The organism is Sphingorhabdus sp., from assembly GCF_044239045.1.
GTDB lineage: Bacteria > Pseudomonadota > Alphaproteobacteria > Sphingomonadales > Sphingomonadaceae > Sphingorhabdus_B.
The window spans coordinates 66,455-80,013 of sequence record NZ_JBIICD010000010.1 but is presented as its reverse complement, the minus strand read 5'-3'; the positions used below and the strand labels follow the sequence as shown (position 1 = coordinate 80,013).

Here is a 13,559-nt window from a genome sequence, read left to right as displayed (position 1 = left end):
ATGATCCGATAATCGATCACGACACCTTTGATCGCGTCCAGGCTACGCTTGCGGGTAACACTCGAGATAAGCTGATATCGAAGCATGCAAAGTCGCCAAGTCTTTTGGCAGGCCTTGTCACTGATCCGGATGGCAGGCCAATGTCGCCGTCACGCGGACAGAAGGGGTCGAAGCAATATTGCTATTATGTCACTCGGTTCAAACCAGGCGAAGACCGTTCGACCATCTGCAGACTGCCAGCTGGCCCGCTCGATCAGATTGTCATAAAAACACTTAAGGCATATCTCAGCAAACCGGCTGAACCTGATGCATCAACATGCAAGGTTGAATGGCAGGCCAATTGCCAAGCCGAAGCTGCGTTAGCCGACAGCCTTGATCATATTACAACGAGCGCGTTGCGTGCGATATTGATTGACCGTCTTGTGACGGTGAATGTCGCCGCCGACCGGATCGACGTTATGATCGGAAACGAAGATGCAGTTACTATAACGACACCTGCGCAAATGGTTCGCCGAGGAAATGAGGTTCGGATTGCAATGTCGCCTGATGGCGAATCCGCCAATGATAAAAATGCTGACGCTGCCCTCGTTCGCCTCGTGGTTCAGGGTTTTGCAGCAAGAGAGCATCTCCTGACCGGCGAAGACATTCCAGCAGTATCACGTTATGAAAAGCGGCATTTGCATCGGCTTGCAAGGATGTCTTGGCTAGCACCGGACATCATAACCGCCATTCTTGATGGTCGGCAGCCTGTGCAATTGACCGCCCGGCACCTCATGCGCTGTGCAGATATCCCTATGGAATGGCAGCAGCAGCGGCACTTCCTCGGGTTCAGTTAGCGCCTCCCTAAAACAAAAGTGGTGCCACGAAATAGGGCCCCGGAGAACTCCGGGGCTTTTTTGTGAGATAGAGCGCCTGCAAGGTGTCTCTTGTAGCGGATTTGCAAAATTAATGATCACAAGTAACGGAAGTTACGCGATAATTTCTGCTCTAAGCCAGAAGTCTGAAATTGCTAAAAATATTGGGGACTTCCTGGTGCCCATCAAAGGAACTGAGATGGCGACCTCATTTGTTGCAAGCCTATGATTTAATACAATTAAGCAATTGTGGTGGTTTCTGAATTCTATTCAAAGCAACGCTGACGTCCTTTAGCTGACTGGACATGAGACAACACAGTGTGCTTCCCGTCCGGGCTTTTAGGTTTATCCCGCAACCACTTTGGTGCCACGTTTTTAGGCCCCAGAGATAACGAGCCAGAAACAACTCAAATCGTCACAGGGACAGCGTCTCTGGGCGCCCTAATGTTGAAATATCTACGGGTAAATCGCGGAATTTGCGCGACAAATCTGGCATCTTTGCGCGGAGTTAAGTGTATGATATAAAAAGGAAAAGTACCTGGTGCTGCTGGGGAGGATTGAACTCCCGACCTCGTCATTACCAATGACGCGCTCTACCACTGAGCTACAGCAGCAATACCGAAGGTGCGGCCCTATGCGAAGGCTGGGGCTTAATGTCAAGCGGCTTGCGCGACGGCTTGCCATTTGGCATCGCGCCGACACCGCGATAGCGCGCAAAGGAGAACGGCATTGGCAAAAGATGCAGAGGACAAAGAGCGGATCAAGGCAGAGCGGCTGCGCGAAGCCCTGCGTGCCAATTTGCGCCGGCGCAAGGCAAAGCCATCAGCGCCTAAAGCCGAAGACAATGCAGCAAAGCCGGTAACGGAGAAAAACCACTCCAAGGCATAAGTATCGTCGTTGCACCGCGCGTGATTGTCGTGAATAGAACCCGACATGTTATACCAATTCGCACGCCCCCTTTTGTTTCAAGCCGACGCCGAGACCGCACATAATCTGTCGCTAGCGGCGCTCCGGCTTATGCCTATTCCCTCTTTTGGTTCCCAGTCTCCGGTTCTTGCCCAGACATTTGCGGGCTTGCGGTTTGCGAACCCCGTTGGTCTTGCCCCTGGCTATGACAAAAACGCAGAGGTTCCGGTTGAAATCCTACGGCTCGGTTTTGGCTTTACGGAGGTGGGGACGCTGACGCCGTTACCGCAAGCGGGCAACCCAAAGCCGCGTCTGTTCCGCTTATTAGAGGATCAAGCTGTCATCAACCGCATGGGCTTTAACAATGCAGGGCAGCAGGCGGCAATTGATCTGCTGCGCAACATTCCCGAACAGGCGCGGACAGGACCTATCGGCATTAATATCGGTGCCAACAAGGACAGCGCCGACCGCGTGGCGGATTATGTCATTGGCGTGCGCAACATGGAGGCGCTGGCCGATTATTTGACCGTCAATATCAGCTCGCCCAATACGCCGGGTCTGCGGGCCTTGCAGGACAAGGCGGCACTGGACGATTTGCTGGCGCAGGTGATGGCGGCGCGAACGCGCGACACGCCGGTGTTCTTGAAAGTCGCGCCTGATCTGCAGCCTGCGGACATTGATGATATTGTGGGCGTCGCCATGTCGCGGGGCATCGCTGCGTTGATTGTGTCGAACACAACGATATCGCGCCCTGCGCTTATCTCACGCCATAAGGGGGAGGCGGGCGGTCTATCGGGCGCACCCTTGCGCGACATGGCGCAGCAACGCGTGATTGATTTCCGCAAGGCAAGCGGTGGGCAACTCCCGCTGATTGGCGTAGGCGGAATCTCGTCTGCTGAAGATGCCTATGCGCGCATCCGCGCCGGCGCGTCTTTGGTGCAGATTTACAGCGCTTTGGTGTATCAAGGGCCAGGCCTCGCGCGCAGGATCAATACGCAAATTGCACGCCTTTTACAGGCCGATGGATTCTCCAACATAACCGAGGCTATCGGCGTCGACGGATAAATCTGCACTTGGCTTTATCGATCGAAGGTGGCTAAGTTGTAGGCATGAAAAAATCATTGTTCGCGTTTACCGCATCCGCCATCCTTTTCACCCAAGCAGCAGCAGCCGAAAATGTCGGCGTCACGTCTTCTGCGGATCCTCGGGTCACAGAAGCGGGAATAGAAATGCTGCGCCAAGGCGGATCTGCTGCGGATGCGGCGATGGCTATGATGCTTGCCCTGACCGTGGTCGAACCGCAATCGAGCGGCATCGGTGGCGGTGGTTTCTTATTGTATCAGGACAGCGCGAAAGGCGCTTTGACAACGATAAATGGACGGGAAACCGCACCAGCGGCGGCGAAGGCCGATCGTTTTGTTGGACCAGATGGCAAACCACTAGCCTTTCTCGCAGCGTTTCAGGGCGGGCATTCGGTTGGCGTACCGGGCAACATCCAGCTGATGGCGCAAACGCACGCCAAATGGGGCAAACTGCCTTGGGCAACCGTGTTTAAGCCTGCGATCCGCCTTTCGGACAAGGGGTTCATTGTTAACAAAACGCTGGAATCACGGTTGCAGGCTTATCAGCGGCTGTGGCCGAATTTCGATGAAGCGCGGGCGATTTACTGGCGCGATGGCAAACCCGTTACGGCAGGCATGACGCTTAAAAATCCCAAGCTTGCGGCCACTTTGAAGCTGCTGGCGAAAAAGGGGCCTGACGCCTTTTATACAGGAACGGTCGCCAACCAGATTGTGCAGGCTGTCACCAGCAGCAAGCTGAGCCCCGGTGACATGACGATGACCGATCTCGCGCAATATCGGGCCAAAGAGCAGCAGGCCGTGTGCGCGCCCTATCGGGTCTATGTTGTCTGCGGCATGGCGCCGCCTTCGTCGGGTGCAACCACAGTGCTTCAGATTTTGGGCACGTTGCAGCGTTTTGATTTGACCGCAACGGGCAAGGATAGCCCCAAAAGTTGGCATCTGATTGGTCAAGCGATGCAGTTGGCTTATGCAGACCGTGAAAAATATCTGGCGGATGACGCCTTTGTCGATGTGCCGGTCGCCGGGCTATTGAACCCTGCATATATACAAGAACGTTCGGCGCTGATTGATCCCGAAAAAGCGCGTAGCGATTATCCCGCCGGAAAACCACCCGGTGCTGCGCCGCGCACAGCCGCGATTTCCAGTGAAGTTGCTGGCACGACGCATTTCACAGCAATCGATGCAAATGGCAACATCGCCAATATGACGTCTACAATTGAAGGTCCGTTTGGCAGCCAGCTTGTGGCCGGCGGGTTCTTTTTGAACAACGAACTCACGGACTTCACCTTTGCCCCTGAAAAGGACGGCGCACCTGTGGCAAATCGTGTTGCTGGTGGGAAGCGACCTTTGTCTTCGATGTCGCCGACGATGGTTTTTGACCGCGATGGACGGGCGGTACTGACGCTGGGTTCGGCCGGTGGTAAGCGGATCATCATGCATGTCACCAAAACACTGATCGGCGTGCTGGACTTTGGCTTGCCGCTTGATCAAGCGATTGCGTTGCCGAATATCTATTTTGGTGGTGGGCAGTTAGAGGTGGAGCAGGACACCTCGCTCGCCGCAATGGCAGAAGAGATTTCTGCCTTCGGACAGAAGGTCCGCGTCGCTGAACTCGGGTCTAAGGTTAATGGCGCACAATATCTCAACGGCGCTTGGACAGGCGCTGCGGATCCACGGAGCGAAGGGACGTCGGCAACCATAAATGCAAAAGGTAAGGTCACGATCATCCGCCCGCCCGCCGCTATAGATGTGCCTTTGCCTAGCGTCGGATAAAAGACGCGCATTGCACCCGATTGCGAGTGGCGCTACCGCCAATAGGATAACAAAAACAGGCCACGGCATGGCTGGAATTTTGCAGGAGAGCATAAATGGCTGCTGAACAGTTTGACGACTTTGACAGCTTCCCTAATCTTGTAACAATGTTTTTCGCGCGTGCGCGTCACCGCGGGAATGCGCCCTTTTTATGGGCAAAGCATGACGGGGACTGGCACTCGATCAGCTGGTCCGATGTTGCCCGGCAGGTCGCAGGTTTTGCAAAATCGCTGCGGCAGCTGGGGCTGCAAAAGGGCGACCGGGTCATGCTCGTGTCGGAAAACCGGCCCGAATGGTGCATCGCCGATTTGGGTATCATGGCGGCAGGTTGCGTCACCGTGCCGACCTATGTCACCAACACCGAACGCGACCACCAACATATTTTGGACAATAGCGACGCCCGCGCGGTCATCGTATCGACGGCCAAGCTTGCCAAGATATTGATGCCAGCGGCGCTGCGGTCATCGCAGGCGGAATTCATCATTGCCATTGATCCCCAGCCAGCGATGCAAAAGGGCCAGTTATCGATGCATCACTGGGCCGATATGGTCAAAGGCACAGATGCTGATGTGCGCGCTTGTGAAGCGGCGATGGCGTCGGTTACCCGTGACGATTTGGCGTGTATTATCTACACCAGTGGCACTGGTGGCGCCCCGCGCGGCGTGATGCAGCATCATGGTGCAATTTTGCATAACGCTGACGGCGCAGCGGCAGTCCTTCGGGAAGACTTCGGCTTAGACGAAGAAGAAGTTTTCTTGTCGTTCCTGCCTTTATCGCATGCCTATGAACATAGTGGTGGGCAGTTCCTGCCAATCGGCGTTGGCGCGCAAATCTATTATGCCGAAGGGCTGGAGAAGCTAGCCGCCAACATTGAAGAAACGCGGCCAACAGTTATGGTGGTGGTCCCGCGTCTTTTTGAAGTGCTGCGTCAACGGATGATCAAGGCTGTCGAAAAGCAGGGCAAGCTACCCAATTATCTGCTCGATAAGGCACTGACCATCGGGGAGCGTGACTATTCAGGGCGCAAACGGCTTATCGATGCGCCGATGCGATTGATTTTATCGCGCACAATCAAGCCAAAAATACAGGCGCGCTTTGGCGGCCGGATGAAAGCAATGGTGTCCGGCGGCGCGCCGCTGAACCCCGACATCGGCGTGTTTTTCCAATCCTTGGGTATCACTATGTTGCAAGGCTATGGTCAGACCGAGTCCGGCCCTGTCATTAGCTGCAACCGGCCAAGCGCTGACATCAAAATGGACACCGTTGGTCCGCCGTTGAAAAATACGGAGGTCAAAATCGCCGAGGATGGCGAAATATTGGTGCGCGGACCTTTGGTGATGAAGGGATATTGGCGCAATCAGGCCGAAACTGATCGCGTTATCATTGATGGCTGGCTGCACACCGGCGATATTGGTCATATTGATGACCAAGGCCGCATTGCCATTACCGATCGCAAGAAGGACCTGATCGTAAACGACAAGGGCGACAATATCGCGCCGCAAAAGATTGAAGGCATGCTCACGCTTCAGCCCGAAATATTGCAGGCCATGGTGTCAGGCGACAAAAGGCCATATATTGTCGGCTTGATCGTTCCAGATCCCGAATGGGCGTTGGAATGGGCGCAGGCGCAGGACATGAAATATGACTTTGCCGAGCTACAAGCCAACCCCCAATTCCGCGCCGCTGTGCGCGCAGCTGTGGATCGCGTGAATGCGGATGTTTCGGTCACTGAAAAAGTGCGCCAGTTCGAATTTGCGGATGAGCCCTTTTCCATCGAAAATGGCGAGATGACGCCGAGCATGAAAATTCGCCGTCATGTCATTCGTGAACGATACGCCGCGCGGGTCAACGGAATGTACAAAGCTTAGGGGTAGAAGCCCGAAAGGGCGGGGTCGTTTGTATATGGGCTTAAGCGTTTTGAGCCCATATTAGAAATTCGACATTGCCTTGCGGTCCGGTAATCGGGCTGGTGGTGAGGCCGTGCACCGTCCAATTTTGGGTGGCGAGCCATGCTTTGACCTCGTCACAGACGCGTGCATGCACGTCGGCGTCCCGCACGACGCCGCCTTTGCCGACTTCGTCGCGGCCTGCTTCAAATTGCGGCTTAATCAGCGCGATGAGCTGCGCCTTGCTTTTGGCGAAGGATAAGGGCCGTTCAAGCACCTTGGCCAAACCAATGAAGCTGGCGTCGCAGACGATGAGGTCAATCGGTTCGTTGATGTGCGCGTCGGTTAAGATGCGTGCGCTGGTCTGCTCATGAACAATGACGCGCGGGTCCTGCCGCAGTTTCCAAGCCAGCTGGTTAGTGCCGCTGTCGACGGCGTAAACGCGGGCTGCGCCGTTGGTCAGCAGAACATCGGTAAAGCCGCCCGTCGATGATCCGACGTCGATAGCCACATGGTCGGTCACATCAATAGCAAACGCCTCCAGCGCATGGGCAAGCTTAATGCCGCCGCGGGACACCCATGGGTGGTCACTGCCGCGCACGCTGATTTCGGCATCCTCGGCGATTTGCTGTCCGGGTTTTTGCGCCTTGGCATCGCCAATATAGACATGGCCCGCCATGACGAGCGCCTGGGCGCGGGTCTTGCTATCGGCCAAGCCGCGATCAACGATGATTTGATCTAATCGTGTTTTTTTGGTCGCCATGCCGCAACGCGCTAGCGGAGCTTGCACGATTTGGCCATAAGACAAAGCTATGCACATTCGTTACCTGACCATCTTCGCCGTTCTGAGTCTCGCCGCGTGCGTTGCGCCGCCGCCGCCGTCTGCGCCAAAGATTGTTTCCGCGCCGCCGCCTTTGGCTGCGCCGCCTCCGCCGCGATTAACTGGCGATTGGAATGACTGGCCCTTTACACCCGGGAATTGGACGTATCGCCGCGATGGCCGCGGTTCGGTGGCGCAGTTCGGCGCGTCGGGACGCAACCCGACCATCAGCTTTCGTTGTGATTTAGAGAAACGCCGCGTCACATTATCGCGTGAGGCATCGGCACCCGGCGCGCGCTTGGTCATCCGCACATCGACCATCACAAAAACAATGGCAGCGACGACAAGTGATGCAAATTCGACCTATCTGACAACCGACATCGCAACCACCGATCCGATCTTGGATGCCATGGCCTTTAGCCGTGGCCGGGTGTTGGTTGAAATGGAAGGGCAGCAGCCCGTCATTCTGCCGTCATGGGCGGAAATCGCACGTGTAGTTGAAGATTGTCGAGGATAATTACGGCGCGATGTATCGCGGCGCAGAACGTCAATTTTTGCCAGAATAAAAATTTATTACAAGACTTGTTTGTCCGCGCAGTTTGATTCACTTTCCTACCTGCGGAGGGCAGATATATGTTTGATGCGAGCAAATTTTATTTAACGAAAGGAGGTGATCCGATGTCTCATGGTTCAGTTAAGAGGTCGGACAATTCCGTTCGGGAGATCGGCCGCTGAGCAAATCAGCGATGCCGGCCACGGCATGAAAGCAACTTCCGGCAGCGGGCGTCCGACCGCTGACCCATGTTTAAGGGCCGCTGGTTAACTCCAGCGGCCCTTTTCTGTTGTCCATGTCATGCCCTCTTAATTTTGGGCGCATGCTTTTTGTCGAACATTGGTGGCAATTGCTGATGAAATGCTTACATTCGATGTAAGATTCTGAAGGATATCAAAAATGCAGTTTATACGCCTTAGCTGGAAAATTTTGGTCGGTGTGAAGGACCTGTTTGTATTGCTGTTTTTGGCGCTTTTCTTTGCCGCCATTTTCGCGCTGCTAAATACAAATCCGAATCCAGCGATGGTCCGCGATGGTGCGTTGCTGCTCAAGCTGGATGGCGTAGTGGCCGAACAGCCGGCCGAAATCGACCCGCTGATGGCGCTGACCTCGGCGGCGGCTCCTGTTGGTGAAATCCGTCAACGTGACATCATCCGCGCGTTGAAGCTTGCCCAAAGCGACAAGCGCGTAAAATTGGTCGTATTAGACATGGAACGCTTCATGGGCGGCGGGCAAGCGAGCCTTGCCGCAATTGGGGATAGCATTGATGCCGTCAAAAAGGCGGGCAAGCCCGTTTACGCTTTTGCGACTGCCTACACCGATGACAGCTATCAACTGGCTGCCCATGCAACGCAGATCTGGATGGACCCGCTTGGTGGTGCCTTGCTGGCGGGGCCCGGAGGATCGCAGCCTTATTATAAGGGATTGCTCGACCAATTAGGCGTAAAGGCCAATATCTACCGCGTGGGCACGTTCAAAAGTGCCGTCGAACCTTTTATGCGATCTGACCAGTCAGCTGAATCGAAAATGGCGATCAAGGGCGTGTATGATGAGATATGGGGGCAATGGAAAGCCGACGTGGCCAAAGCCCGCCCCCAAGCACAATTGGATCAATTGCTGACCAACCCCGCTGATGCGGTTGAGGGAGCGAAGGGCGACCTTGGTCAGTTGGCACTGTCGACAAAATTGGTCGATAAATTGGGCGACAAAATCGCCTTTGGAAAATTCATCGCCAGCAAAGTGGGCGCTGATGAAAAGAAAACCACAGGCGGCTTTGCGCATACGCCTATGGATGCTTTGTTGGCCAGCTACGGTCCGCCATCGGCAGGCGAGCAGATTGGCGTTGTGACGGTTGCGGGCACCATCGTTGATGGTGAAGGCGGCCCAGGCTCAGCGGCTGGCGATACGATCAGCAAGCTGATTTATGAGGCATTGGATACTAAGGATTTGAAGGCCCTTGTCGTGCGGGTGGATTCGCCCGGTGGATCCGTGACCGCATCGGAAAAAATCCGGCTCGCGATCGCTGCGGCTAAAGCCAAAAATATTCCGGTTGTTGTCTCCATGGCCAATCTGGCGGCAAGTGGTGGCTATTGGGTCTCGCTGCCTGCTGATGTGATATTTGCCGACCCTTCGACGATCACCGGCTCTATCGGTATCTTCGGGGTGATCCCAAGCGCCGAGGCTGGCTTAGCGAAAATTGGTGTGAATGCGGATGGGGTCAAGACAACGCCATTGTCCGGTGAGCCCGATGTCCTGAACGGCTTTAGCCCTGAATTTGACCGCGTGGCGCAAAGCGCGATTGAAAACGGCTATCGCCAGTTTCTGACCCGTGTTGCGACCGCGCGCAAAAAGACCCCAGAGCAGGTCGACGCCGTCGCCCAAGGGCGCGTGTGGGCTGGTGGCACAGCGCGTCAGCTTGGCTTAGTAGACCGGTCCGGCAATATGAATGATGCTCTGGCAGAGGCAGCAAAGCGGGCGGGACTAAAACCGGATGATTGGCATGCGGTATATATCGAACAGTCAACAAGCTTCGCCGGCACGCTGCTCCAGGGGTTGATGCCAAAGAAGGCGCAATCGAACGCACCGATGGATATATTCGCTTATGCCGCATGGCAGCAAAGCCTGTTCATGCAACGCGTCGCGGCTGACCTCGACATGCTGACGGGTGTGAAGGGTGTTCAGGCGAGATGTTTGGAATGCGGCGACTTCGCGCCGCCTGCGCCAGCCGCAGCGGACAAAACATGGCTATCGGTTCTACTGAAAGCCTTTAGCTAAGCTGGCGGTGAAGGCTAAGCCTTCACCGCGCAGATAAGTCCAGAGGAGGTTGCAACACCCAATATTTCAGGGTCTTGCAATGCACGGGTACGCCGCAGAAACTCCTCAACCGTGACCTTACGCATATCTTGCCTGCGCAATTTTTTCAGACCGTTCAACTTGTTGAGCTGGATCAGCGAAAGGCGGTCGACCATCCGGTCGGCCATGCACGCGGCAATCGGTTGCGAAAGTCCCGCATCCATCAATGCCGTGCGGACGCGGGTTTCGGGGGTGGCACAAGCCGAAAGCGCCAGTGATAAAATACCAACTAGCGCAATTCGTTTCATACACCTTGTTCCTTTGCACGTTCCACGCATTCTATAATGATACGTTTTGCGTCCGTTTCATCACCCCAGCCATTTAGCTTGGCCCATTTTCCAGGCTCCAGATCTTTATAATGGGTGAAGAAATGCTCAATCTGTTGCAGGACGATAGGTGGCATGTCCTTGTAGGTGACGACATCGGAATAATAAGGGAAGGTTTCGTTGACCGGAACACATAGCAGCTTTTCATCGCCGCCCTTGTCGTCTTCCATCATGAGCACGCCAATCGGACGGCATTTGACAACTGCGCCTGCGATGATGGACGAACGTGCCACGACCAAAGCGTCCAAGGGATCCCCATCTTCGCCCAAAGTGTGCGGCACAAAACCATAATTGGCTGGATAGCGCATGGGCGTGTGTAGGAAGCGGTCGACGAATAAAGCGCCGGATGCCTTGTCGAATTCATATTTCACGGGCTCGCCGCCAATGGGAACTTCGATCAGGACGTTGAGGCTTTCGGGTACATTGTCGCCCGCCGGGATGAGATCAATACGCATGGGAGAATGCTTTCAAATTGTTATAGCTTGGTCCGTCGCGGGCCGAGTAGACGATCAATCGCCGTCTTGCCTGGGCCTGTGACTTAGAGGCGCGGATAGCGCAAACTACCTGAATATGCGATGTCTATTTGCGCAAAACGTTTGTACTGCTGAGTCCAGCCCTATTCCACTCACCGCAATTAGCCGCTAGGGCGCTTTGTTATGGCAAAGATACAGACACCCCAAGCCGTGCGCGGCACGCAAGACATGTTCGGTGAAACCGAGGAACGCTTTGCGCATGTGGTCGCGACCTTCGAACGCGTGCGCAAGCTTTATGGTTTTAAGGGCATGCAACTGCCGGTGATTGAACCCACTGCGGTGTTTTCGCGTAGCCTGGGTGAGGCGACCGATGTCGTCTCCAAGGAAATGTATACGTTTGAAGATCGCGGCGGCGATTCTATTACGTTGCGGCCCGAATTCACCGCTGGCATTGCGCGGGCTTACCTTACCAATGGCTGGCAGCAATTTGCGCCCATGAAGCTGTCGGTGCATGGGCCATTGTTCCGCTATGAGCGCCCGCAAAAGGGCCGCTATCGACAGTTTTACCAGATTGACGCCGAAATCATCGGCGCGGCGGAGCCTGCGGCAGATGTCGAATTGCTGGTTATGGCAGATCAGTTGCTGAAGGAGCTTGGCATAAATGATGGCGTGACGTTGCAGTTGAATACGCTGGGTGACACGCCCAGTCGCGATGCATGGCGCGCCGCTTTGGTTGGCTATTTCAACGACCATAAGGGCGCGTTATCCGAAGACAGCCTGTCGCGGTTGGAGAAAAACCCGCTGCGTATCTTGGACAGTAAAGACCCCAAAGATCGCCCGATTGCCGAGGCTGCGCCTGTTATCGACGATTATCTATCGGGCGAAGCGCAGGATTTCTTCGGTGCGGTCACCGCAGGCCTTGATGCCGCAGGGGTCGCATGGACCCGCAACGCCGCATTGGTGCGCGGCCTCGATTATTACCGCCATACTGCGTTTGAATTTGTGACCGACAGGCTTGGCGCGCAAGGGACTGTGCTTGGCGGCGGGCGTTATGATGGCTTGATCGAGAATTTAGGTGGCCCCGCGACGCCAGCGGTCGGCTGGGCTGCGGGCATTGAGCGGTTGGCGATGTTATTGGAATATGAATCACAAGATAAATTTGATGCGGTTATCGTCGTCGAGAATGACGATCGCCTGAGTGATGCCATTCGCCTGGCCCGCAACTTGCGCGCTGCACAGTTTACGACTGAAATTGTGGCGACAGGTTCGCCGCGCAAGCGTTTTGATAAAGCAGCAAAATTGCCGTCGCACACGTTGATCTCTTTGTCGGTGGCCGACGGTACCCCGTCGATGCGCATCCGCGGCGAAGGCAGTGACATAGCTGCGCGTGTGGAAGCCTTTATCGTGGGCGCAAATTGAAAATCTCCCCGCACCGCATTGCGCAAATTGAATCGCGCTTTTCCGAGCTTGAGGCACGGATGGCTTCGGGGCAGTTGGAGGGTGACGCTTTTGTAGCCGCCTCGCGCGAATATTCTGAGTTGGAGCCAGTAGCCAAGGCCGCCGCTGAAGTCCGGCGCTTGCGTGCGGAAATCGAAACGCTTGGGGTCATGGCGCAGGATAATTCCGACCCAGATTTGCATGCGATGGCGATCGAGGAACTGGACGTGGTCACGCAGCAGCTATCGGACGCGGAAACGGCGCTAGCCATCTCGTTACTGCCGCGCGACTCTGCGGATGACAGGCCAGCGATGCTGGAAATTCGGGCGGGCACGGGCGGTGACGAAGCCGCATTGTTCGCGGGCGATCTGTATCGCATGTATGAACGTTACGCCGCGGGGCAGGGATGGAAGATTGAGCCGATTTCGGTCAGCGCCTCCGACGTGGGTGGATTTAAGGAAGTGGTGGTCGCGATCAAGGGCACGGGCGTATTTGCCAAGCTGAAATATGAAAGCGGCGTTCACCGTGTGCAGCGGGTGCCAGTGACGGAAAGCGGCGGACGGATTCATACCAGCGCGGCGACTGTTGCCGTCCTGCCTGAGCCTACGGAAGTCGATATCCAGATCGAGGCGCGCGACCTAAAGATCGACGTTTACCGTGCGTCGGGTGCAGGCGGGCAGCACGTCAACACGACCGACTCAGCCGTGCGCATTACCCATTTGCCCACTGGTATTGTGGTGACCTGTCAGGACGGGCGCAGCCAGCACAAGAACAAGGAACAGGCGATGCAGGTCCTGCGTGCCCGCATGTATGAAAAAGAGCGTGAGGAGGCCCAGGGCGCCGAAGCAGAGGCACGCAAGGCCATGGTGGGCTCAGGCGACCGTTCCGAGCGCATCCGCACCTATAACTTCCCCCAAGGCCGCGTGACCGACCACCGGATCAACCTGACGCTGCATAAATTGCCCGAGATACTGGAGGGCGGCGGGCTGAGTGAGTTGGTCGCCGCATTAATTGCCGAAGATCAGGCCGAACGTATGGCGGGGTTGGGGGAGTGATTT

The 13,559-nt window shown here is 55.7% G+C and carries 11 protein-coding genes, 1 tRNA gene and 1 pseudogene; 9 read left to right on the top strand and 4 right to left on the bottom strand.

Translation table 11 applies throughout. From position 1 onward, the window contains the following. Positions 1 to 836, top strand: a pseudogene (locus ACILP4_RS05885) (hypothetical protein); the annotation flags it as partial. Between the two features lie 557 nt (positions 837 to 1,393). On the opposite strand, the gene ACILP4_RS05880 reads toward ACILP4_RS05885, so the two are convergent. Continuing rightward, positions 1,394 to 1,468 (bottom strand) — tRNA-Thr (locus tag ACILP4_RS05880). A 115-nt stretch (positions 1,469 to 1,583) separates the two neighbouring features. Here ACILP4_RS05880 and ACILP4_RS05875 point away from each other — a divergent pair. From ACILP4_RS05875 to ACILP4_RS05860, 4 genes are all read left to right on the top strand, one after another. Beyond that, entirely contained in the window at positions 1,584 to 1,742 is a 159-nt protein-coding gene (locus ACILP4_RS05875; RefSeq protein ID WP_295445463.1) for a hypothetical protein, read from the top strand. A 45-nt stretch (positions 1,743 to 1,787) separates the two neighbouring features. Beyond that, a complete protein-coding gene (locus tag ACILP4_RS05870) occupies positions 1,788 to 2,825 on the top strand; it encodes a quinone-dependent dihydroorotate dehydrogenase (RefSeq protein WP_395619812.1) in 1,038 nt (345 codons plus the stop codon). Between the two features lie 44 nt (positions 2,826 to 2,869). Then, positions 2,870 to 4,615, top strand: coding sequence for a gamma-glutamyltransferase (gene ggt / locus ACILP4_RS05865; protein WP_395619811.1), 1,746 nt, complete (start codon positions 2,870 to 2,872; stop codon positions 4,613 to 4,615). Between the two features lie 95 nt (positions 4,616 to 4,710). Beyond that, complete coding sequence (locus ACILP4_RS05860; protein ID WP_395619810.1) at positions 4,711 to 6,522, top strand: AMP-dependent synthetase/ligase; 1,812 nt, start codon at positions 4,711 to 4,713, stop codon at positions 6,520 to 6,522. A 40-nt stretch (positions 6,523 to 6,562) separates the two neighbouring features. Here ACILP4_RS05860 and ACILP4_RS05855 read toward each other — a convergent pair whose 3' ends face one another. Continuing rightward, a complete protein-coding gene (locus ACILP4_RS05855; protein ID WP_395619809.1) occupies positions 6,563 to 7,303 on the bottom strand; it encodes a TlyA family RNA methyltransferase in 741 nt (246 codons plus the stop codon). A gap of 49 nt (positions 7,304 to 7,352) precedes the next feature. On the opposite strand from ACILP4_RS05855, the gene ACILP4_RS05850 reads away from it, so the two are divergent. Together ACILP4_RS05850 and sppA are read left to right on the top strand one after the other, a co-directional pair. After that, positions 7,353 to 7,877: a hypothetical protein gene (locus ACILP4_RS05850; protein WP_395619808.1), complete on the top strand. Its 525-nt coding sequence runs from the start codon at positions 7,353 to 7,355 to the stop codon at positions 7,875 to 7,877. A 435-nt stretch (positions 7,878 to 8,312) separates the two neighbouring features. Beyond that, positions 8,313 to 10,187, top strand: a complete 1,875-nt coding sequence (gene sppA, locus ACILP4_RS05845) for a signal peptide peptidase SppA (protein ID WP_395619807.1) — start codon at positions 8,313 to 8,315, stop codon at positions 10,185 to 10,187. Between the two features lie 14 nt (positions 10,188 to 10,201). Here the strand turns inward: sppA and ACILP4_RS05840 are convergent, their stop codons facing one another. Both ACILP4_RS05840 and ppa read right to left on the bottom strand, forming a co-directional pair. After that, positions 10,202 to 10,513: a hypothetical protein gene (locus tag ACILP4_RS05840; RefSeq protein ID WP_395619806.1), complete on the bottom strand. Its 312-nt coding sequence runs from the start codon at positions 10,511 to 10,513 to the stop codon at positions 10,202 to 10,204. Further along, positions 10,510 to 11,046, bottom strand: coding sequence for an inorganic diphosphatase (ppa, locus tag ACILP4_RS05835; protein WP_295445485.1), 537 nt, complete (start codon positions 11,044 to 11,046; stop codon positions 10,510 to 10,512). Before ppa ends, ACILP4_RS05840 begins: the two co-directional genes overlap by 4 nt. Positions 11,047 to 11,247: 201 nt before the next feature. Between ppa and hisS the strand changes: the two genes are divergently transcribed. Beyond that, entirely contained in the window at positions 11,248 to 12,483 is a 1,236-nt protein-coding gene (hisS, locus tag ACILP4_RS05830) for a histidine--tRNA ligase (protein WP_395619805.1), read from the top strand. Further along, on the top strand, positions 12,480 to 13,556 hold the full coding sequence (gene prfA, locus ACILP4_RS05825; protein ID WP_395619804.1) for a peptide chain release factor 1: 1,077 nt from the start codon (positions 12,480 to 12,482) through the stop codon (positions 13,554 to 13,556). The genes hisS and prfA overlap by 4 nt, the downstream gene beginning before the upstream one ends. Positions 13,557 to 13,559 lie beyond the last annotated feature (3 nt).

What these genes read in the sequence shown, in the direction of transcription:
- ACILP4_RS05850 (WP_395619808.1), top strand. Translation starts at nt 7,353, where the DNA reads ATGCACATTCGTTACCTGACCATCTTCGCCGTTCTGAGTCTCGCCGCG.
- ggt (WP_395619811.1), top strand. Translation starts at nt 2,870, where the DNA reads ATGAAAAAATCATTGTTCGCGTTTACCGCATCCGCCATCCTTTTCACC.
- ACILP4_RS05840 (WP_395619806.1), bottom strand. Translation starts at nt 10,513, where the DNA reads ATGAAACGAATTGCGCTAGTTGGTATTTTATCACTGGCGCTTTCGGCT.
- ACILP4_RS05855 (WP_395619809.1), bottom strand. Translation starts at nt 7,303, where the DNA reads ATGGCGACCAAAAAAACACGATTAGATCAAATCATCGTTGATCGCGGC.
- ACILP4_RS05870 (WP_395619812.1), top strand. Translation starts at nt 1,788, where the DNA reads ATGTTATACCAATTCGCACGCCCCCTTTTGTTTCAAGCCGACGCCGAG.
- hisS (WP_395619805.1), top strand. Translation starts at nt 11,248, where the DNA reads ATGGCAAAGATACAGACACCCCAAGCCGTGCGCGGCACGCAAGACATG.
- ACILP4_RS05860 (WP_395619810.1), top strand. Translation starts at nt 4,711, where the DNA reads ATGGCTGCTGAACAGTTTGACGACTTTGACAGCTTCCCTAATCTTGTA.
- ppa (WP_295445485.1), bottom strand. Translation starts at nt 11,046, where the DNA reads ATGCGTATTGATCTCATCCCGGCGGGCGACAATGTACCCGAAAGCCTC.
- sppA (WP_395619807.1), top strand. Translation starts at nt 8,313, where the DNA reads ATGCAGTTTATACGCCTTAGCTGGAAAATTTTGGTCGGTGTGAAGGAC.